Raw genomic sequence first — 23,216 nt, 5'->3', positions numbered from 1 at the left:
GATGAATGAAACACTCAAGAGAACCATTTCTGGTGCTGTTTATATCGCTTTACTATTAACTTCTATTCTGTTTTCTACCGAAAGCTTTATTGTTCTTTTTGGTATCTTTCTAATTATTGCTACTTATGAGTTTTGCAATTTAGTTGGGCTCAACAAGGTATTTTCTATTTTATTTGTTTCTCTATTTTATTCAACTGTATCTTTAATCAGTTTTTACAGGGTAGAAACTGAAAATTATATCAATAAACTTTTAAAAGAGAACATCCAGATTACAGTTGATACAGATCGATTGTTTACTATATTACTGGTAATTACTTTAATTGTCTCTATAAAATGCATCGTCTTTTTATTTGATGATACACACACTATAAGCAAAGTATCCAAATACATTTATTTAATTGGATATATCATGTTGCCCTTTCTTTTTATTACTAAAATTTCTTTTGGTATAAAAGATTATAACCCAAAGATCATCATTGGACTGTTTATTCTGATCTGGACCAACGACACTTTTGCCTATTTGGTTGGCAAATCAATTGGAAAACATAAATTATTTGAACGCATTTCTCCTAAAAAAACAATAGAGGGATTTCTGGGAGGAGTAGTTTTTGCTGCTTTTGCAGGATTTTTAATCTCAAAGCTATACATTCAGCCTAATCCGGATTTCAGTAGTAAGTCGATCCTGATATGGACTATAATTGCTTTGATTGTAAGCATCTTTGGAACTATAGGAGATTTGATTGAATCAAAGTTTAAAAGAATTGCCGGCGTAAAAGACAGTGGTGCGATAATGCCTGGCCACGGAGGTGTATTAGATCGATTAGATAGTGTTATATTTGTAGCACCAATTATATTTTTATTTTATCAAATTTTATATTATGTTTCATAAAGAGGGAGGCCCATCCATTTTATTAGGTACTGCGTTTGCAGTAGCTGTACTTTTAATTGCTGAAAAATTCATTGATATTACCTGGCTAAGAATGCTTGTTCAAATTGCTGGCTTGCTGGTTTTGATCATTATTTTACAATTTTTTAGAAACCCGAAAAGAATTGCTATTAGAAACAGCGATCAAATTCTTGCTCCGGTTGATGGAAAAGTTGTTGTTATTGAAGAAGTTTACGAAGGTGAATATTTTAAAGACAAACGTTTACAGGTTTCTATCTTCATGTCTCCAATAAACGTACACGTAACACGTTACGCAATGGATGGAATTATAAAATTCAGTAAATACCATCCTGGAAAATTTTTAGTAGCCTGGCATCCAAAAGCAAGTGAGGAAAACGAAAGAACGACCGTTGTGATTGAAAATGAAACTTTCGGACAAATATTATACAGGCAAATTGCAGGTGCTTTAGCCAGAAGAATTGTAAATTATGCTCAGGAAGGTATGCAAGTTGTACAAGGTACTGATGCCGGTTTTATAAAATTTGGTTCAAGAGTAGATTTATTTTTACCTTTAGGTACTCCAATTAATGTAGTATTGAACCAAACAGCAATTGGTGGTAAAACAATTATTGCTACAAAAGCTTAATGAACGAAAAAGATTTAGATACTCGTTTTTCTGAGGCGGTTGAAACTGCATTAAAAATGACTCAGGCTTCGCTGCCGCAAGATGTGCAGTTAAGACTTTATGCATATTATAAACAAGCTACTTTTGGGACAGCTATCTATAATCAATCTGAAAATTTTGATCTAAGAGATGCTTTCAAAACCAATGCCTGGATGCAAATTAGTCATATATCAGTCGATGAAGCTAAAGAAAGTTATATTGAAATCATTAATTCACTAACATTAAAATAACTAACATTATGAAGAAAAACATTGTTCGTTTCAGCATTTTAGCTTCATTTTTTCTATTATTTTCTTGTAATGACAACAAGCTAACCGAAGTGGTAGAGGTTCCTTTACCAACAAAAGAGGAAAAAATAACCATAGGATCTCCTAATGATGTCAAAGCAGATCCAGGTTCTTTTGAGATGACCAAGCTACCTTTTTCTTATGATGCATTAGCTCCGGCAATAAGAACGCTTACTTTAGAAACACATTATTCTAAGCACTATTTAACGTATACAAACAATTTTAATAAAGAAATTGTAAATACTGAATATGAAAATATGCCCATTGAAGATATCCTGAAAAAAATGGATCTCAGCAATGCTAAACTTCGTCAAAATGCAGGCGGGTATTACAACCACACCTTGTATTTTAATATTCTGACTCCTAAAGAACAAACTCCCAAAGATACTTTGGCAGGTGCTATTAATAAGGAATTTGGTTCTTTTGCCAATCTTACAAATCAATTTAAAGGTCAGGCTATAAAACAATTTGGCTCTGGCTGGGTTTGGCTTGTTGTAGATCGATATGGCAAACTGCAAGTCACTACCACCGATAATCAAGATAATCCTTTAATGAAAAATGCACTGATACCGGGAACTCCAATTTTAGGAATCGATTTATGGGAACATGCGTATTATCTGGATTACCAAAATAGAAAAGGAAGTTATATTGATGCTTTCTACGAGCACATCAATTGGGAAAAAGTAAATGAAAACTACATTGAGGCTTTAAAGAAAGTCAAGAAAGTATAAAAAGATAAAAGCTGATGCATTGAGTATCAGCTTTTTTTTTGCTCTATATTTTCCTATCCCGTACCCTCCTATCCATTATTCAAAGGAATTAAAACTTTATATCTCAAATCTTACATATTTTGATTTTAAAGCTATTAGCTGTAAATTTCAAAATAAATGTGTTGAAAATTTTTATTATGTCAAAAAAGGCTTTACAAAAATCACCTGTTAATACTATCCTTTTACATACCTTACAAACTGTATAACAACACCTTAATAAATATTCAAATAGCTTTTGTACACCAGGAAAAATAGTTGAATATTGCATAGTATAGAAACAACTGATGTTGCAGAACCGTAACATTGACTGTACTCATTTTGGAATTATTAAAGAATTATCCCATTGAAAATTAAAAACATATTTCGCTATTTTATATTTATAATTCTTCTTGCCTGTAATTCTAAAGAAGAAAATGCTTCTGTTGATACTGCCACAATTAGCCAGTTTGATAAAACGGAACAACCTAAGATTGACAACAAAGATTATAAATCGGTTTGGGCTTATCAATCATTAGATTTAAAATATTCACTGGAGCAATTAGACAATACTAAAGGATTATCTAACAGTTCCATCAACACCATATTTCAAGATTCGGAAAACTTGCTTTGGATTGGAACATGGGATGGTTTAAATCGATATGATGCAAACAGCTTTAAAATTTTCAGGCCGGAAATAAACAATAAAAACAGCTTAACCAACCAGGTTATCCTTAAAATAGATGAGGATAGTACAGGCAAAATCTGGATTCTGACCATTCACGGCATTAATCGCTATGATAAAAAAACCAGTGCTTTTAAACCTTATTACTTTTCGAGAGAAAATATACCTCCTTTATCTGAATCCGAATTCAATATGGCGCTTGATTACTCCAAAAGAGTATTTTGCGCTGTAAAAGATTGGGGAATCGGTTACTTTGATGGTCATAATTTTCAATTACTAAATACCGAAAAACTTTCTAAAAAGGCGGTAAAAAAAATGGAGTTCAATTCGAATGGTGAATTACTTGTGCTATTTGAAGATAATAGTCTCTATTCTTTCTCTATTAAAAACAAGCAACGCGGAAATCCATCGATATATAAAACAACCTTAATTTCAAAGAATGTCCGAACATTTGGAATCGTTTCGAAACAAAAAATTTGCCTGATAACAACTAAAGGAGAAAGTAGTTTGTTCTCTTTTGCTAATAACGAAAGTACAGTAGTCTTAAAAAAAGACATTGAAAATACGATTGGAAATATTCCGGAGGGACTTGTTGTTTCAAGCAAATCAGGACATTTTATTATTGATATAAATGGTAATATCATCAATCATGATTGGTTAAAATATTTGAATAACCAAAAAACCACAACAATAATCAGAGGAAATGAGAATATTCTTTGGGCAGGAACAGATGGTGACGGAATCATTAAAATGTATCCGCTTAAGAAATCGTTCAATCTCGTTTCTAAATCACAGGTTCCGGAATTAGACGGCGCCATTGTAAGAACGTTTTTAGAAGTAGAGAAAAACTCTTTTTTGGCAGGAACAAAAGGGAAAGGTCTATTCCGATTCTCATCAGACTTCTATCTCCATCCCGAAAAACCTTTAGAATATAAAAATTTTAATGAAAATAACAGCGCGATTAACAATGCAGTCTTTTCGCTGTGTAAAGGACAAAATGACTTAATTTTTATTGGCACCGATGGTGAAGGAATTACCGTTTTTGATTTGAAAAAATCAAAAATAATAAACTGGACTGACGTTATAGGAAGTGCAAAATCTGATTACTTTAAATCCATCTATTCGATTTATCAGGATGATGACGGTTTTATTTGGCTTGGAACCAATGGATACGGAATGATTCGCTGCAAGATTGAACGCTCTGGAGAAAATTTAAAAATCACCGGATTCAAAAAATACCTGGCAAATAGCAGCCAGAAAAAGACCCTGAGCAGTAATATTATTTTTTCTATCATTCAGAAGAATAAAAATCAACTTTGGATTGGTACGCGATTAGGGGGATTGAATTTATTTGATAAAAAATCAGAACATTTTAGCATTTATAAAAATAATGTAAATGACCCCAAAAGTCTATCCAATAATGATATCCTATGTTTACAAACTGATGCCAAAAACAGGCTTTGGATTGGTACTAGTTTTGGACTTAATTTATTAGAACAGCTAAAAAATAATGGTCAGGCAGAATTTAGAAATTTCACAGTCGCAGACGGGCTTCCTAATAATACAATTCACGGAATTGTTTCTGATAAGAAAAACAACCTTTGGTTAAGTACCAATTTTGGTTTATCGAACTTCAATCCTAACGAATTAAAATTTACGAATTATACCAGAAATGAGGGACTGCAGAATAACGAATTTGCAGATGGCGCATTTTATCAGGATGCAAAGTCTGAATTTATTTTTATGGGAGGAATAAAAGGATTTAATTATTTCCTGCCTCAAAAAATAAAAGAATCTACGATTATTCCTGATCTTTTTATTGATAAAATTAGTGGGCAAAACCAACCTATACCCTATTATCAGGGATTGGTGATCACTCCGGATTCAAATACGCATCCATCGATTGTTTTAAATCATAATCAGAATTTTTTTGATATCGAGTTAACGGCTTTAACTTATATCAATACCGAAAAATGCCAATATGCATATCAATTAACAAATTTTGATAAAAGTTGGAATACGATCAATAACCGTCGCATTATTTCTTTTACCAATGTTCCTAAAGGAAACTATTCTTTGTGGATAAAATGGTCTAATAGTGATGGGGTTTGGAGCAAACCGGTTCATGCCATTGATATTCAGGTTAAACCCATATTCTGGCAGTCCAATCTGGCTATTATAATCTACTCATTGTTGTCTTTAGCTTTTGCATTGTTTGTAATTAGTTATTATAAAAAACGCCAATCACTGACCCAAAATATTCTTTTTAGACAAAGAGAGAAAGAACTCCATGAAAACAGGCTTACTTTTTTTACAGATATCGCACATGAGTTTCAAACCCCTCTGACGCTTATTGTGGGGCCTATACAAAAACTCTCTGAAGCAACAAACCTCAGCGAAAAGAATCAGAAGTTCATACAAATGATTCAACGAAATTCTTCTAGGTTGTTATTCCTAACACAACAATTACTTGAGTTTAGAAAAGCCGAATACAATTATCTAGAAGTCACGGTGAAAAAATTTGATTTGATAAATCTGATTGAACAAATTGCCGAATTATTTGATGAATGGGCTTTAGACAAAAATATTACATACAATCTCGACATCCCTCCTGCTCTGCCAGGATGGTTTGACAAAGATAAAATCGAAAAAATAGTATTCAATCTGATGTCAAATGCTTTTAAGTATACTCCCGTAGATGGAAAAATAGACCTTAAACTTTATATTCAGGATAAAGATTCAAAAAAGCTAAATATTACAATCACAAATAGCGGAAAGGGAATTCCAAAAGAAGAACTGGACTCTTTGTTCAATCAATTTTTCTTAGCCGATTCAACCAAAGAAACAGATAACAATATGTTTAGAACCGGTATTGGTCTCGCGTATGTAAAAAAATTGGTTACGGTGTTGAGAGGTGAAATAAAGGTTTATAGTACCCTTAATAAAGAAACAACTTTTACCATCATATTGCCCTGTAATAAAGAAGCTTTTAATGAAAAAGAATTGGATAATGCTGTAAGCCCCATTTTAATTTCACATCATTTACAAAATATCCTCGAAGAAAATCCGATTAAACCTGAAAACACTCCAACTAAAATTTCATCTCTGCAAGAACTTGCCGATCATCGCAAAGTAATATTAATCGTTGAGGATGAAAAAGACATTCATATGCTTCTTAACGAATTGCTTAGCGAAAAATATAAACTTATTATTGCGTACAATGGTCTGGAAGCCATAAAAATCATTGAAGATGTAATCCCGGATATCATTATTAGTGATGTAATGATGCCTTTTATGGATGGTGTGGAGCTTTGCAAGAAAATAAAAACGAATCTTAAAACCTGCCACATTCCTTTTATTATGCTTACCGCAAAGGATTCTGTTATACATAGAATTGAAGGAATAGAAAGCGGGGCTAATTCATATATTCCAAAACCTTTTTACCCGGATCATTTACTAATCAGAATACAAAAGTTACTGGAAGAAAAAGAACTAATTTCAAGGTATTTTAAACAAGACACACTTAACGAAAATTTATCTGCTCTTCCTATAGACAACGAAGAAAAAGATTTTATCAAAAAAGTAATTGAACTGATTCGCAACAATATCGATAATGAAAACCTTCAAAGTTTGTTTATCGAAAAGGAATTGGGTATCAGTAACTCGCAATTGTATCGAAAAATCAAACAATTATTTGGTTTTACACCAGGAGATTTAATTCGAACCATTCGATTAAAATATGCTGCAGAATTGTTAAGAAAAAACAAATTAACAGTTTCTGAAATTTGCTATCAATCCGGTTTTAATAATCGTTCCTATTTTTATCGTGAGTTTAAAAAGTTATACAACACAACTCCCAAAAACTATCAGCTCCAATATAAACCAAAGAGCTAAATTCATCTAAAACACTGAATAACAACAACAAAATAGCAGTGTACACTTTTGACGAAATAGTGTACACGCTTTCTACTATGCACTAACTAATTTTATAAACGATAATTAATTCAAACGTTATCGTAAAAGTATAAAACCTAACTAACCTTAAAAAACCATGAAAAAAATCAAAAAAAATAGTAATTCAATTAACACTTCTTTATGATGATGAAAAAATATATTTACAAATTGTTCTTACTTGGAACAATTCTGTTGGGTAGCATTATGCATGCCCAAACCGTGAAAGGTATCGTTTCGGATAGTAATGGCCCAATACCTCAAGTTAATATTAATATAAAGGGAACAACCACCTATACTACTACCGATTTTGATGGTAATTATACTCTTGATAATGTAGCTGCTAATGCGATTTTGATTTTTAGCTATATAGGATATAAAACACAGGAAGTCCCTGTAGCAGGCAAAAAAGACTTAAATGTCAACCTTTTAACAGATTCAAACGCTTTGAATGAAGTTGTTATTGTAGGATATACAAGTGAAAAAAAATCTGCCATAACAAGTGCTGTTACAACTGTTGATATGAGCGAATTGTCTAAAACAAAAGTAGCTGATTTAGGTCAGGCCTTGCAAGGCCAGGTTGCGGGTGTATCTGTAAGTTCAAGTTCAGGACAACCAGGTGACGGACTCGAGATACGCATTAGAGGTGTAGGTACTCTTGGAAACAACGAAGTGCTTTATGTAGTAGATGGGGTTCCTACCCGTGATATCAATTTTTTGAATCAGTCAGATGTTAAGTCGATGACCGTTTTAAAAGATGCTGCTGCAACAGCAATTTACGGTTCGCGTGCCGCTGGTGGCGTAATTCTTATTACAACCAAAAACGGAGTGAAAGGAAAATCGAGTATCAATGTCGAATACTTTACAGGTTTAAATTATGCTACAAATCTTCCTTCTTTATTAAATGCAGATCAATACCTAACAGTCGTAGATCGTGCCTGGCATAATACAACCGGTAATGCAGCAAATGCAATAAGCCCTTATCAGGCTGCTAAAAATGCAGGATCTGTAAACGGAATACCATTGGCTGATACCAACTGGTTAGACGAATTGTTTACTACAGGACAAACCACCAATTTTCAACTTTCGGCAAGTGGAGGAAACGAAACTACACAGTATTTAATTTCTGGTGGTTATTTTGCCCAAAAAGGAATTTTGGTAGGAAATAATAACCAATACGAACGTCTTAATTTTAGAGCTAATGTTAATTCTAATTTTTCAGAGCGCCTAAAAGTAGGAACGAATATACAAATTACAAATAGTGTGAGAGACCGATTGGCTTCTAGTGGAGATGAAATGGGCGTAATACGTTATGCCATGTTCAGACCGGCTATTTTTGGTGTGTACAAAGACGTAAATGATCCCACTTATTCTGCAGCAAATCCATACACCGATTTACCTTTTTATGTAAATAATGACAAGCTTACAGGATGGAGCCATGATTATGACTCAGCATATAACCCAATCGCAATCGCAAATCTTATTGACGATAAAGTCAAAGCATTTCGAATTTTTGGAAATGTGTATGGAGAGTATGCTTTGTTAAGCGATAAATCATTGAAGTTCAGAAGCAGTTTTGGTGCCGATATTACTTTTGCCCATGATAAAAAATTCAATCAGAATTTTGGGGATGATGATGGTGGAGATCCGTTATATCCGGGAATGGGCAGAATAAACAGACCTGCTGCCCTTAATGAAAGTATGGGTCAGGATATGACTTTTACTTTTAGTAATACCTTAAACTATGTAAAGACGATTAACGAAAAACATAGTATCAATGCTTTATTGGGTACAGAGAATATTATCAATAATAGCGATAACATAGGCGGAACAAGAAATAATTACGATAATACGACAGACCCTTTCCGCTATTTAGATTACGGAGGTTTAAATGTAAATAATTATGCCAGCGGTAGCGGCAGTAGTTGGGCTTTAGTTTCTTTCTTCGCTTCTGCAAACTACGGATACAACAATAAATATTATGCTTCGGCAACTATTAGAGCAGATGGTTCTTCTCGTTTTGGCCCCAATAATAAATGGGGTTATTTTCCATCGGTTTCCGGAGGATGGGTTATTTCTAAAGAGAAATTCATGGAAAAAGCAGATTGGATTTCAAACCTGAAACTAAGAGCAAGCTGGGGACAATCAGGAAATCAGGAAATTCCGAATAATACCTATCAAACACTTGTTTCACAAACAAATGGAAATGTAAACATTGTTCGTTACGGAAATCCTGATATCAAATGGGAAACCACAACACAAACAGATTTTGGTCTGGATTTAAGTATCTTAAAAAATAAATTGTCTATCACTACAGATTATTTTGAAAAAAAGACAAAAGATATCTTGCTGACAGTAGGTTTACCGGCAGTTACAGTTGGGGTTATTATGCCTACTTATGTCAATGCAGGAATCGTTAACAATAAAGGATTTGAATTTGGAGCTAATTTTCAAAATAACGACCATGACTTTAAGTACGGTATCAGCGGAAATTTTACCACATTGACTAACAGAGTTGAGGCTTTACAGCAGTATATAAAAAATATCGACAACCTGCAATCGAACACCAGAACAACTGTTGGGCAACCCATAAACTCTTATTACGGTTATGTTTTTGATGGGATTTATCAAAATTCAGCAGAAATAAATACACAATTGTATAGCAATACAAACGGTAAATTACCCGGAGACATGAAGTTTAAGGATTTAAATGGCGATGGTCAGATCAATGATGCTGATAAAACATTTATTGGAAATCCAATCCCAAAAATCAATTATGGGCTGGCTTTAAACGCTAGTTATAAAAGTTTTGATATATCAATGCTTTTTCAGGGTGTTGAAGGTGTTGATCGCTATAACAATTCAAAGCAAGTTACTTCTTACAGTACCAAAATGCCACTTAACTCAACGACAGATATATTAGGTGCCTGGAATGGAGAAGGAACCAGTAACACAATTCCAAGAGTTTCTTTTAACGCAAATGGTGCGGAACAAATGTCTAGTGCTTTCGTTGAAGATGCTTCTTATTTAAGATTAAAAAATATTGAAATCGGATACACCTTTGATCCAAAAATGCTGGGTGCCGCCAACCTTCGTATTTATATGTCCGGTCAGAACTTATTTACGGTTACAAAATATACTGGTCTCGATCCGGAATCTACTTCTTTGATTGATATGGGTACTTACCCACAATCGAAATCTTTTATTCTTGGGTTAAAATTAAACTTATAAAAAAACGATCATGAAATATATACATATAGCAGCATTACTAATAGGATTTGCCAGTTTTACAAGCTGCGAAAACGAATTATCCATAGATCCTGTTGGTTTAATAACCGATGACCAAATCAACGCTACTCCTACCCTTACTGCGGTAGAAACCTCTGTTAGTTCTTCTTATTTAATGTTTTCAAACACTTTAAATATAATGGGAACATGGAATTGGGATGACGGGCTTGTTTCGAATAATGATATTATCCTGCAAGACATCGCATCTGATGATATGCAAAAAGGATGGATTTCTAATGGCGATCAGGCCTGGATGGATGAAGTTGACAATTATACCTTTACCTCTAATAATGGCGGTGTAAACGGTGTCTGGAAATACAATTACGAAGGAATAAAAAGAACCAATATTGCCATTAATTTTCTAATAAATCCGCAACTCGAATCCATCACAGGAATTACGACTGCGAGAAAAAAACAGTTGTTAGGAGAAGCGTATTTTTTACGTTCGTTCTACTATTTTACACTAGTCAATAATTTTGGTGATGTTTCTTTAATTCTGGCTCCTGTAAAAACTTATCAGGAAGCCTTCGATAAAGCGGTAAGAGCTCCAAAAGCCGAGGTATGGGAACAGATCAATAAGGATTTAGCTTTAGCAAAAGATTTACTGCCCAACTCAAAATTTAGCTCAGATACAGAAAAATGGAGAGTCTCTAAAGGAGCAGTAATCGCACTTCAGGCAAAGTCAGCTTTATATAATCAAAAATGGTCAGAAGTAATCACCTTAGTAAATGAACTTGAAGCACTTGGTTTCTATAGTTTAGACGCTAATTACTTTGATAATTTTAATGTAGGAACTGAATACACAGACAGTGAAGTTATTTTTTCTTTTGATCATCAAAGTAATGTTGTTCCTGCAAGAGGAAACGGTCATTGTGCACTAGCCGGTTGGGGATTCTTTGCTCCTACTGCTGATTTCTTAAATTCATTTGAACCAAATGATCCTAGAAAATTATATACCGTGAATGCCTCTCAACAATGGGTAAATAAAATCTTAGGCACCATCAATGGAGACAATAAAGGAAACGACCAGTCTCCTAGTAATAAAGTTTTTATCCGTCTGGCAGATGTATTGCTTTGGAAAGCCGAAGCACTGAATGAAATGGGAGAATATGGTACTGCAATTGAATATATCAATAAAATCAGAACCAGAGCAAGAACTACTATTACTGCTGACGGAAGCTCTGTACCAGCGGGAACATTGGCGGACAGACCAGCATCTGCGGATAAAACAACAATAAAAAATTGGTTAATTTCTGAAAGAAGAGCCGAACTTGGTTTTGAAAATCAAAGAATGGCTGATTTAAAAAGATGGGGAATTGCCAAACAAGTACTGAATGCAAGTGGGAAAAATTTCCAGGATAAAAATATGTTATATCCAATTCCACAGTCAGAGATCAATGCATCTGCCGGAACTTTGACTCAAAATCCGGGATTTTAATTCCTGTAACAAAAGTTTAAAAACCCCATGCGTAATGCGTGGGGCTATTTTTAGATGTTGAAAAATTCTTGCAAACAAAAAAATAATCAATTCTATAAATAAATGAAAGAATACAATAAGACTCTTTTGGTGTTCTTGTTTTGTTTGATAGGAACAATTTCCCGGGGTCAAAACATCAATCTAAAAGTAATAGGTGATTTAGAAAATGGCTTTAACGTTGACATATATAATGGTACTCAATTATTGATTCATAATACTGAAGAATTTTCCCTTAAACTAGCAAATTTTGATTTGAGCGAAAATGTTACCATAGAAGCCTGGAAAGGAGAGAAATGGAAAGGGGATAAAAACCATATCGAATTAACAAAAGAAACTTATATCCCTGATTTTGATCTGAATGTTTCCATAACAGTAACCTATCAGGTAGTGAAAGGTAACATCGTTAAAAAAAGCATTGATTTGCTTCAAACAGGAATGCCAACCCTATATTTTACAATTGAAGAAAAGGCCAAACCCGCACAAAAACCTTCAAGATATGTCACTTTCGAACACGATAACTTCCCCGGAGGTTTCGCTCACGAAATGTTTCCTTCGGCAGGATTTGTAACTCCGGACAACCAGTTGGTTGGATTTTTAATGGATGCCGGATATAAAAATCATTACACCAGAACAACCCGTCGTCGTTTTAATGGTCATGGCGGTGGCTTTGTAGGAATGAGAAAATTACCCGATCCTTCTCTGATTACTATTGCCACTAAAGAGGAAAGAATCCAAAATCAGGATTATATCAAACAAACCTTTGGTGAGATGTACAATCTGGATGCAGGAAAAGAGTTTAATTTAAAAATCAACGAAAAATTCAAAAAAATTGGTGCAGTTCAAATTGAAAAGAAAGACAGTTTATTTTCTCTCAACTTCAAACAAGACAATCAGTCCGGATTTGAAATTATAGCTCCTTTTAAAGATCAAAAGATATATACGATTTCATTTCTCTCAAAAGGAACTACACCCGTTGCAGTTAAACTTTTCAGAATTAAAAATGGAAAAAAAACAGTTGAGCTGGAAAATGGAGTAAAATATATTGATAAGTTTCCTGTCGCAGAAAATGAATGGACTCTTTTTAAAGGAAGCATACTGGTTCCATACATCGAAAATGATAGCATATCATTATTTATTGGTGCCCAAAATGCCAAATACTGTGATCTGCAGATAAAAAATTTACAAATTGCAGAGCATCAGCCCCAAAAAGAGCCTTATAACAAAATGAATATGGGACAAACGGTTACAAAAACAACTTTTATTTTTGTAGAACCCTGGAAGAATCATCATGATTTTGTGATTTCTTCTCAAATACGCCTTGCCGAAGCTAAAGGATTTGAAGGAACCGCAATAGATAAAATGTTATATGCTAACTTTAACATGCTAACCTGGATTACGTCTATAGATGACTTTACTCCTTTCAATGTTCCTAATATGAACTATTCTCCGGACATGTACAATCGGGATTCTTTTTTCTCTGTTGTATCAAGTTATAACAAAGAATTAAACCTGAGTATCTGGGATCAATGGGCAAAAACCCAAAATAAAAAAGGTGCTATAGCTACTATTATCACTCCTTATATGGGGACAATAGAAGCCAAGGATAATGAAGCCACTATCGAATTTCTGATTTGGGCGATGCTTAATAAAAGACGTTTTGGAGCAGTGCTGCCGGAAGATAAAATAAAAAAAGCCGTAGATTTTATCTTAAATGAATTTGATGACGACAAGGATGGAATTTGTAAATCTCATTTCAGTATGAGTCAGGTAGATGTTAGAATCTATGAACCAAAAACCGACAAACTGGCCGTTAATCAGGGAATGTTGGCCATTGCCCTGCGAACAATAAAAGAATTAGGTTATCCTGTTACCGAAGAATATATAGAAAAAGCAGAAAAGGAATATCGAAAATTTTTATGATGTAAAAAGAAAACACCTTTTGTTTGACAAAGATTATCCGGATATCATCTCATTGACAGATTTAGAACCCGAGTTCTTTTCTTTATGGTTGTTCGACAGGCCTATTCTAACGGATGAAATGGTTACAAACCATTTAAATCAGATGCCAATACTCAACAAAGTGTCTAATTCTCCACATCCGGAATATGGTACAACAGCACCAATATGCATACGCCTGACCAAGGACAAAAAAGGATATTCTTATATTAATACTGAATATCAGCCTTTTGCTGAATTTGGAAAAGATAATTACGTTGGCGGTGCACAAGATGGGATATATTATAATGGTGGCAGCTGGATGCGTGCTGAATACAGTGCTTACGTAGTTGGACAAAGACACGGTTGGAAAAAGGCTCAAAAACTTATGGAAAATCGTACCTGGGCCGAAATCAATTTAAATCCGGATTGGCCTTACAGTAAAGAATTTATTCCTACCAAATGGACCACGACAGATACTTGGTGGCCCTCTACAAGAGGATTGAGCTGGAATGTTTTTCTATTAATGGCAGACGAAGTTGCAGGCACACGAACGCCGGACATGGACCCCGATTTCAAAAAATAAAAGATTAAAAATAAAAATAATATAATCATGAAAGATATAGCAAAACGTTTTACAGATAACCCTTTATTATCCCCTACAGATATTCCTGCCAGCAGAGAAGGACTAGAAATTACTTGCCTATTAAATCCGGGAGTATTTCAATATGAAAACAAAACCTGGCTGGTAGTACGGGTAGCCGAAAGACCAAAACAAAAGGACAATATCATTTCTTTTCCAATATTAACAGAAACCGGAGCTATCAAAATCATCGAGATTCCAAAAGAAGATCCCGAATTAATAGCAACAGATGCAAGGGTAATTAACTACAAAGGAGTCGATTATTTAACGACGCTATCACATCTTCGTCTATTGTGCAGTGAAGACGGGCATAACTTTTACGAACCTGAAAATTATCCATCACTTGTGGGTGAAGGTATGTTGGAAACATTTGGAATAGAAGATTGCCGTGTTGCCTTGATTGAAGGAACCTATTACTTAACCTTTACTTCAGTATCTGACAATGGTGTTGGCGTTGGTTTGCGTACCACTACCGATTGGAAAAACTTCAAAAAGCACGGTATGATATTACCGGCACACAATAAGGATTGTGCCATTTTTGAAGAAAAAATAAACGGATTATTCTATGCTTTGCACCGCCCGAGTAGTGTAGATATTGGCGGTAATTATATCTGGTTGGCATCTTCTCCTGATGGTATTCACTGGGGAAATCACCATTGTATCATAAAAACCAGAAAAGGGCTTTGGGATAGTAAACGAGTTGGCGCGGGAGCAGCCCCGATAAAAACAGATAAAGGCTGGTTAGAAATTTATCATGGTGCCAACGAAAATCACCAATATTGTCTGGGTGCTTTTTTAATGGACCTGAAAGATCCATCGAAAGTAATCGCACGAACCGAAGCACCCATCATGGTCCCTACTACCCAATATGAATTAAGCGGTTTTTTTGGAAACGTGGTATTTACCAACGGTCATATCCTGGAACCTGACGGAGATACACTTACCATTTATTACGGAGCTTCTGATGAATTTGTTTGTGGCGCTCAATTTTCGATTAAAGAGATTCTTTTACTTCTAAAAAATAACTAATGTTTAAAAAACTCATCTCAGAAATTGATCATTTTAAAAGCCAAACCCATAATTTCCGTATACTGATCTTTACCAATTTGGTTTATGCACTGGTATTGCCTGTAATCGATATTTTTGTCGCTGCCTATATCATGAGAAATTCAAATGATACCTCTAAAGTTGTTATTTATCAATTGGCCATTTATACCGGGATTCCGCTTACTTTTTTGTTAAATGGTTTTTTATTGAAATATTTCAATATCCGAAAACTATATTCAATCGGAATGATGCTTAGCGGTGTTTCCATGATTATAATGATGTCATTAAAAAATCTGGACTTAACCGGAATTGGTGTTGCCGGAATCACTATGGGACTTTCCTTTGGCTTGTATTGGTCCAATCGCGATTACCTTGCTTTGTCTATTACAAATGATGAAAATCGTAATTACTATTACGGACTGGAAACCTTTATCTATACGATCATCGCTATTGCAATACCGGCAACAATTGGTTGGTTTATTCAGTCAAAAACAGGTGAAATCGAAAAACATCAGGCGTATGTAATAATTACCGGGATCGTTTTTCTGATTACAATCGTAGCATCAATAGTTTGTTTTAGAGGTAAATTCGAAAATCCGGTACAAAAACAGTATATCTTTTTCAAGTTTCATCCCTTATGGTATAAACTACTATCATTAGCAACATTCAAAGGCTTAGCACAAGGATTTTTGGTTACGGCACCTGCAATGCTTATTTTTAAAATATTAGGAGAAGAAGGTGCATTAGGACAAGCACAATCTATTGGTGCAATTCTGGCTGCGATTATAATCTATTTTATAGGTCGTTTCTCAAAACCATCAGATAGAATCAAAACCTTTTCAGTTGGTTTAATTTTATTTGCTTTGGGAGCTTGTATCAACGGAATATTATTCGACAAAACAGGAGTAATTATCTTTTTACTGCTATTGCTTATCGCAAAACCTTTAATGGATTTAGCCTACTTCCCTATTCAGCTTAAAGTCATTGATATTGTATCCCGCATAGAAAAAAGAGGTGAGTTTACCTATATTCTAAATCACGAAGCAGGATTATACATTGGCAGACTATTGGGCGCAGGAACCTTCTTAGTATTATATTATGCTGTTTCTGAAGATTTTGCTTTACGATATGCCATCGGAATCATCGCTTTATTACAACTATGCTCCATTTTTATCAGCAAAAAAATTATCCGACAAGGAATCGAGCTTTCACCCGATGAAAATATTGAGGCCAAAGTGTTGGAGGAAGTCGCTGTAAAACTACTTTAAAATAAAAACATAAAATGAATACATTTATAAAGATCACACTCTCCTGCCTGTTAGCCTTAAGTTTAAGCACGACAGCGCAAGTAAAACAACAAAATATTTCCCGTGTAGACCAAATGCCGAATCTACCACAACCCTTAAAAATTATCGATTATAAAAAGCTTGCTTTAGATTTTGATAAAACCGTATATGATTTTAATGCTAAAGGCAAATATTGGCCAATGGTTTGGATGGATGACAGCCAAAAAAACTTTCCTCAAAAAGTTGTTGGATTGTATACGGCTGTGGCCGATGTAAGGCAAGGACCAGATCATAATAACGGAATGTTTCATGAAGCGCTTGCAACAATGGGCGCTACTTTAGGAGCAACATTAGTAGGTATTGACAAAAACCAGCCCAATCTTAATTATGTTGGAATGCTAAAGAACTATTTCAACAAAGAGACCAACTGGAATATTATGATGAATAATACCTGCCCGGAAGTTGCTTTATTGGGCGGTGGTTATGGTCGTGACTGGTGGTACGACGTATACCCTAACCTTTTGTTCTTTGCCGTTTATGACAAATATCCTAACGAACCCGGCTTTACCGAAATTGCCCGAACGATTGCAGATAAATTTTATGAAGCCGATGTAATTTTAAATGGAAACTATAATTATTCTTATTTTGATTATAGTAAAATGACCCCAATGACCAATAACATCTGTACACAACCAGATGCAGCGGCAGGACATGCGTGGGTTTTATACATGGCGTACAAAAAATTTGGAGATGCTAAATATTTAAAAGGAGCAAAAAGTGCCCTGGCAGCTTTAGAATCTCAATCAAAAAATCCTACTTACGAAGTTTTAATGCCTTTTGGAGCTTATATGGCTGCAAGAATTAACGCCGAACAAAACACAAAATACAATACCAATAAAATGCTCGATTGGTCTTTTGACGGAACACCAATCTGTCGTGAAGGCTGGGGCGCATTAGTAGGCAACTGGAATGGTATTGACATATCAGGAACTTTTGGTAGTACGGTAGATCACGGTGGTTACGGCTTCCTGATGAATACTTACGATGCCGCCTGGCCATTGGTACCAATGGTGAGATACAATCAGTCTTATGCAACCGCAATTGGAAAATGGATGTTGAACGCAGCAAATGCTTCTCGTTTCTTTTACCCGCAATACATGCCAAAAGAACATCAAACTATTCCTGAGCTTGCCGAAGTTACCAAAGGAGTAATTGGTTACGAAGGAATCATCAAGCAATCAAGTTACAAAGAATACGAAAACCTAAAAGGTCCTGTAGCGCAAGGTGACGGTCCGCTTTGGGTATTGGGTGAAAATCCTAAAGAATCTCAGTTTAGTGTATACGGAAGCGGACACGTAGGTATTTTTGGCAGCATTATCCGTGAAACCAATGTTACCGGAATATTACAATTAGATCTATTGGCAACAGACTTTTTTAGCGACAAAGCTTATCCCTCTTACTTATATTATAATCCACATACAACAAGTAAATCCATTATCATAAAAACCGAAAAAGGTAAAAAAGTAGATTTATACAATACGGTTTCAGGAAGTTTTGTAGCCAGAAATGTTACTTCGTCGGCTAAAATAGATATTCAAGCATTAGGTTCAGCTGTTATTGTTTGTGTTCCTGCCGGAGGAAAAATAACTCGCGAAGGAGAAAAAATGTTAGTGGATGGTGTTGTGGTAGATTATAAATCGGAAGAGAAAAAGTAAACACAATTTACAAAATTTGATATTAGTATCCTAACAGGTTTTAAAAACCTGTTAGGTATTTCCACATATATAAATCAGAACGATTTACTTCAAATATTTTTTTTCACAAGCTACAAAACGAATTTACTAAACCTAAAATCATGAAATTAAATCTATTCAGTTGTATCTTCTTTGTTCTGCTAATGCTAAACACAAACCCAACTTTTGCCCAAAAAACGGTGAACAAAAAATGGTGGAAGGAATCTGTTTTTTATCAAATCTATATGCCCAGCTATGCCGATAGTAATAGCGACGGATATGGTGATTTTAAAGGAATGACTCAAAAGTTAGATTATTTAAAAGAACTGGGGATAAAAGGTATTTGGCTTACCCCTTTTCTGACTTCACCAAAAGTAGATAACGGGTATGATATTGCGAATTATTATGAGGTAGATCCAACGTATGGCAGCAAAGCTGATTTTGATACTTTTTTAAGCGAAGCCCATAAAAGAGGTATTAAAGTAATTATAGACATGGTTTTTAATCATACTTCTACCGACTCTAAGTGGTTTCAGGAATCCAGAAAATCAAAGGATAATCCGTATCGTGATTATTATATCTGGAAAGATGAACCGAACAATTGGGAATCTTTTTTTGGAGGAACAGCCTGGGAAAAAGACACTTTAACCAATCAATATTATTATCATAAGTTTGATAAAAGAATGGCCGATCTTAACTGGTCGAATCCTAAGGTAATTGCTGAGGTTCAAAATGTGCTCCTTTTTGGCTTGACGCCGGAGTAGATGGTTTTAGATTGGATGTTATCAATTTTTTGAACACCAACGGAATCACAAAAGATAACCCGACAAAAGGCGGACAACAGGAACATATAAACGATATTGATCAGGAAGGGATAAAAAATGCGATGCGTATAATAAAATCGACAGTAAGCGAATATGACAACCGCTTTATTGTGGGAGAAATAGGAAGTGATAAAATCGAAGTCTTAAAACAATACCAATCACATGATTTATTAGATGTTGTTTTTAATTTCAACTTCGGAAGTATTAAAGAATTTTCGACCCAACGTATTTTTGATGAGCTGCAAAGTATGGAGAAAAATATGAGCAACTATCCCACGCTCTTTTTTGGCAGCCACGATATGCCAAGAATGATCGATCGATTAGCCAACGGTGATACAGACAGAGCCATAGCATTAACTGCTTTGATTCTTACTGCCAAAGGAATTCCGTTTATTTACTATGGAGAAGAAATCGGCATGCACAATATCATCGCTCAGAATATAGATGAAATGGTCGATATACAAGGAAGAACGCATTATCAATTAGCAATTACAGAAGGTAAAAATAGTACCGAAGCACTTCTGGAAGGAAACAAACACAATCGCGACAAATCACGTAGTCCGATGCAATGGAATGGAAATGCTTTTGCAGGATTTTCTAATGCTAAAACCTGGATTAAAATTAATCCGGATTATAAGAAAGTAAATATGGCCGCGTACAAAACTCAAAAAAATTCTATTCTTAATTCTTATAAAAAATTAATAACTTTACGAAACAAAGAAAAGACACTTCAATATGGTGATTATGAAAACCTTGAACTCCAAGGAGATCAAATATCATTTACAAGATCTTTTCAAAAAGATAAAATTACTCTTGTCATTAACTTTGGTTCAAAAACAGAAATAACACTTCCGGCAGGCGCAACCCTATTAATGGGAAATCAATTTCTAAAATCGAATAGCTTTATTATTTACAGAAACTAAAATAGCATTAAAAAATGAATATTAATTTATCCCCAAATACAGCAAAAACAGAAGTTTTTGAACAAATCGCAGCAGTTCTGCAAAAGGAAAACTTCACCATTGTACAACAAGATCAAACCCGGCCCTGGGGAGGATTTTACGTAATTGATGAAACACAAGCCGGAGCATTTGCAGCAAAGTTTTTTCCGCATCTTGAAATGTCAGATATTAAGATTACAAATAAATTGAGTCCCAAAATTCTAATTGTTGCCCCTCACAAACGTTTATCATGGCAGTATCATTTTCGCAGAGCCGAAATCTGGAAGGTACTTGATGGAATTGTAGGCGTTAAAACTAGTGCAACGGATGAAGAAGGAGAAATTCAGGAACTTGCTCCGGGGGCATTTATCAAATTAGAAAAAGGAGAACGTCATCGTTTAATCGGTCTTGAAACATGGGGAATTGTAGCCGAAATTTGGCAACATACCAATCCTGACAGTCCATCTGATGAGGACGATATTGTTCGCGTGCAAGACGATTTTGGAAGATAAGGTAATCTTTAATTATCCCAACAGGTTTCAAAAACCTGTTAGGATAACTATTTCACTTCATAAATAAACGATTCAGATGGTGCTATTTTTACTTTAGCTTTCCCTTCCCCATTTTTTACAATTAAACTACTTTTACTTTTTAAATACAATTGATCTATAAGCGAATATTCACCATCTTTCAAATTCCATTTTGAGATAATATCAGCAGGGATTTTCAATTCAAACTCACTTGTTTTTTCAGAAGAGAAATTGGCAACAACAATCAGCTTTTGATTTGCTGACCAACGTACATACGAGTAAATCAATTCATCATAACCTGTATTATCCTGACGGTTTACAGATTGAATCTCCTGAAAATTTCCCATTAAAGCCGGGCTATTAATCGAAAAATTTAATAATCGCTTATAAAAATCACGCAGGTTTTTCTCTGAATCAGAAAGCTGTCCGCCATCAAATTTGCCATCATTCATCCAACGTTGGTGATTTGGAACACCAATATAATCAAAGATTGAAGTTCTGGAATGTGTTCCGAAACCTGCATTTTCATTTCCGGCTTCTCCTACCTCTTGTCCAAAATAAACCATTGTTGGCGAAGTACTAATCGTGGTAGAAACCACCATTAAAGGTTTTCCGCGTTCCGGAGTTCCTGCAAACTCAGGACTTGCCAAACGTTGTTCATCATGATTGTCTAAAAAATGCAACATATTATGTTCAATATCAGACATTCCTTTTTGAATATCCGATAATCCGTCAGGAGAAGATTTTCCACGAATCACATCTTTCAGCTTATCATAAGTTTCTACTTTATCATACAAGTAATCCATTTTTCCTAAGCGAATATAATTGCGATATTCATTAGGGTTATATACTTCTGCCAATAAAAAAGCATTTGGATTTTTCATTTTGATAGCTGAGTTCATATAACTCCAAAATTCATACGGAACCATTTCGGCCATATCATAACGGAAACCATCAACTCCTTTTGCAGTCCAGTACAAAGCGATCGATTTGAATTTTTTCCAGGAATCCGGTACATCTTTGTCCTGCCAAAAAGCAAAATGCTCCTGATACGATTTCTGATCAAATCCAGCCGGAAGCTCAGGAAAATCTTTAGAACCGTCCGGACGAATCCCGTAATTTACTTTTACCGTTTCGTACCAGTCATTTTGATCCGGTTTTACTTTACGGGAACCATTTCCGGTCCATTTTGCAGGATTTTCATCAAAAACACCGTCAACAAGCGGATTCTTTTCTCCGTTTAACGGAATATCATTGTCCGGAATTTCAAAATGGTTATTAGGGATATAATAAAAGTTATTGTTTGTGCTGTATTCAACATTTACATTATCATCAGCACCAAAATCCTTAACTCCTTCAGGATTATTCTTCCCTTCATATTTTCTGGCAATATGATTCGGTACAATATCAATAATCAATTTTAAACCCGCTTTATGTGTGCGTGCAATCAAATCTTCAAATTCCTGCAATCTATTCGCTGGATTTACTGCCAAATCAGGATTTACATTATAATAATCCTTTACAGCATACGGAGATCCTGCACGGCCTTTTACAACTTCAGGATCATCATCAGAAATTCCGTAAGCTTTATAATCCCCTACCAAAGCATGGTGCGGAACTCCCGTATACCATATATACGTAACACCTAAATCTTTAATTTCATGAAGTGCTTTATCTGTAAAATCATTAAACTTTCCAACTCCATTTTCTTCAATTGTTCCCCAGGGCTTATTGGTCGTAATCTTATTTCCAAACAAACGGGTAAAAACCTGATACACTACAATTTTCTTATCCGCAGTAACTTCATCTTTTGCTGTATTCATTTTCAAATCTTTGGTTTTACATGCAGAAAATAGCATGGTTGCAGCCAGTCCTGCAACAAAAACTTTCTTATTTATCATATTCATTTTATAAACAAATTCTTTTCCGTAATTAAAGATAAATTCAATAATTTAGAAACCATTTTCTAAATTTAAGCTAATTTTTAAAACTCAAAAGAAACTGACTTTGATTTAACTCCAAAAAACAAAACTACAACGAAATAGTTCGGGATTTTGTTGGTAAGTAAAATAAGGTTCAAAGCTGGAGTCTCAAAGCTTAGAGATAGAGAGACAGAGGCCTTCTAAATGAATATAAAAAATATAAATCACCTTTAAGATTCGAAGAATCTGATAAACTTTGAACCTTTATCTTTCCGAATTTGAATCTGTTATTTAAATGTTAGATCCACTGCAGTGCTCTCTACTATATACATTATGTATAAAATTCATTT

The 23,216-nt window shown here is 34.7% G+C and carries 15 protein-coding genes and 1 pseudogene; 15 read left to right on the top strand and 1 reads right to left on the bottom strand.

Annotated elements, in window-relative coordinates:
- Position 1: 1 nt before the first annotated feature.
- The 15 genes and pseudogenes from ACQY44_RS03175 (at position 2) to ACQY44_RS03105 (ending at position 20,926) form a co-directional block, all read left to right on the top strand.
- Complete coding sequence (locus ACQY44_RS03175) at positions 2-889, top strand: phosphatidate cytidylyltransferase (RefSeq protein ID WP_428228975.1); 888 nt, start codon at positions 2-4, stop codon at positions 887-889.
- Positions 879-1,532 carry a phosphatidylserine decarboxylase family protein gene (locus tag ACQY44_RS03170; RefSeq protein WP_428228974.1) on the top strand — a complete coding sequence of 218 codons (654 nt, stop codon included), beginning with the start codon at positions 879-881 and terminating at the stop codon, positions 1,530-1,532. The genes ACQY44_RS03175 and ACQY44_RS03170 overlap by 11 nt, the downstream gene beginning before the upstream one ends.
- Complete coding sequence (locus ACQY44_RS03165; RefSeq protein ID WP_428228973.1) at positions 1,532-1,801, top strand: acyl-CoA-binding protein; 270 nt, start codon at positions 1,532-1,534, stop codon at positions 1,799-1,801. Before ACQY44_RS03170 ends, ACQY44_RS03165 begins: the two co-directional genes overlap by 1 nt.
- A gap of 8 nt (positions 1,802-1,809) precedes the next feature.
- Positions 1,810-2,589, top strand: coding sequence for a superoxide dismutase (locus tag ACQY44_RS03160; protein ID WP_428228972.1), 780 nt, complete (start codon positions 1,810-1,812; stop codon positions 2,587-2,589).
- 382 nt (positions 2,590-2,971) lie between these two features.
- On the top strand, positions 2,972-7,183 hold the full coding sequence (locus ACQY44_RS03155) for a hybrid sensor histidine kinase/response regulator transcription factor (protein WP_428228971.1): 4,212 nt from the start codon (positions 2,972-2,974) through the stop codon (positions 7,181-7,183).
- Between the two features lie 207 nt (positions 7,184-7,390).
- Positions 7,391-10,471, top strand: a complete 3,081-nt coding sequence (locus tag ACQY44_RS03150) for a SusC/RagA family TonB-linked outer membrane protein (protein ID WP_428228970.1) — start codon at positions 7,391-7,393, stop codon at positions 10,469-10,471.
- 10 nt (positions 10,472-10,481) lie between these two features.
- Positions 10,482-11,966 (top strand): RagB/SusD family nutrient uptake outer membrane protein, encoded by a 1,485-nt coding sequence (locus tag ACQY44_RS03145; protein ID WP_428228969.1) that lies wholly within the window; start codon positions 10,482-10,484, stop codon positions 11,964-11,966.
- 102 nt (positions 11,967-12,068) lie between these two features.
- A complete protein-coding gene (locus tag ACQY44_RS03140; RefSeq protein WP_428228968.1) occupies positions 12,069-13,925 on the top strand; it encodes a hypothetical protein in 1,857 nt (618 codons plus the stop codon).
- A 19-nt stretch (positions 13,926-13,944) separates the two neighbouring features.
- On the top strand, positions 13,945-14,526 hold the full coding sequence (locus ACQY44_RS03135) for a hypothetical protein (RefSeq protein ID WP_428228967.1): 582 nt from the start codon (positions 13,945-13,947) through the stop codon (positions 14,524-14,526).
- Between the two features lie 27 nt (positions 14,527-14,553).
- Entirely contained in the window at positions 14,554-15,612 is a 1,059-nt protein-coding gene (locus tag ACQY44_RS03130) for a glycoside hydrolase family 130 protein (protein ID WP_428228966.1), read from the top strand.
- Positions 15,612-16,898 (top strand): MFS transporter, encoded by a 1,287-nt coding sequence (locus tag ACQY44_RS03125; RefSeq protein ID WP_428228965.1) that lies wholly within the window; start codon positions 15,612-15,614, stop codon positions 16,896-16,898. Before ACQY44_RS03130 ends, ACQY44_RS03125 begins: the two co-directional genes overlap by 1 nt.
- 14 nt (positions 16,899-16,912) lie before the next feature.
- Positions 16,913-18,631 (top strand): hypothetical protein, encoded by a 1,719-nt coding sequence (locus ACQY44_RS03120; RefSeq protein WP_428228964.1) that lies wholly within the window; start codon positions 16,913-16,915, stop codon positions 18,629-18,631.
- Between the two features lie 140 nt (positions 18,632-18,771).
- Positions 18,772-19,838: pseudogene (locus ACQY44_RS03115) on the top strand (alpha-amylase family glycosyl hydrolase); the annotation flags it as partial.
- A gap of 51 nt (positions 19,839-19,889) precedes the next feature.
- Positions 19,890-20,396, top strand: a complete 507-nt coding sequence (locus ACQY44_RS03110) for a DUF2396 family protein (RefSeq protein WP_428229609.1) — start codon at positions 19,890-19,892, stop codon at positions 20,394-20,396.
- Positions 20,397-20,410: 14 nt separating this feature from the next.
- A complete protein-coding gene (locus ACQY44_RS03105) occupies positions 20,411-20,926 on the top strand; it encodes a phosphoheptose isomerase (protein WP_428228963.1) in 516 nt (171 codons plus the stop codon).
- Between the two features lie 47 nt (positions 20,927-20,973).
- Here the strand turns inward: ACQY44_RS03105 and ACQY44_RS03100 are convergent, their stop codons facing one another.
- Positions 20,974-22,845, bottom strand: coding sequence for an alpha-amylase family glycosyl hydrolase (locus tag ACQY44_RS03100; protein ID WP_428228962.1), 1,872 nt, complete (start codon positions 22,843-22,845; stop codon positions 20,974-20,976).
- Positions 22,846-23,216: the final 371 nt, after the last annotated feature.

This window comes from Flavobacterium sp. (genome assembly GCF_965277525.1).
Classification (GTDB): domain Bacteria; phylum Bacteroidota; class Bacteroidia; order Flavobacteriales; family Flavobacteriaceae; genus Flavobacterium.
Note: the sequence above shows the minus strand (reverse complement) of the source record. Positions and strands in the feature narration are given on the sequence as shown.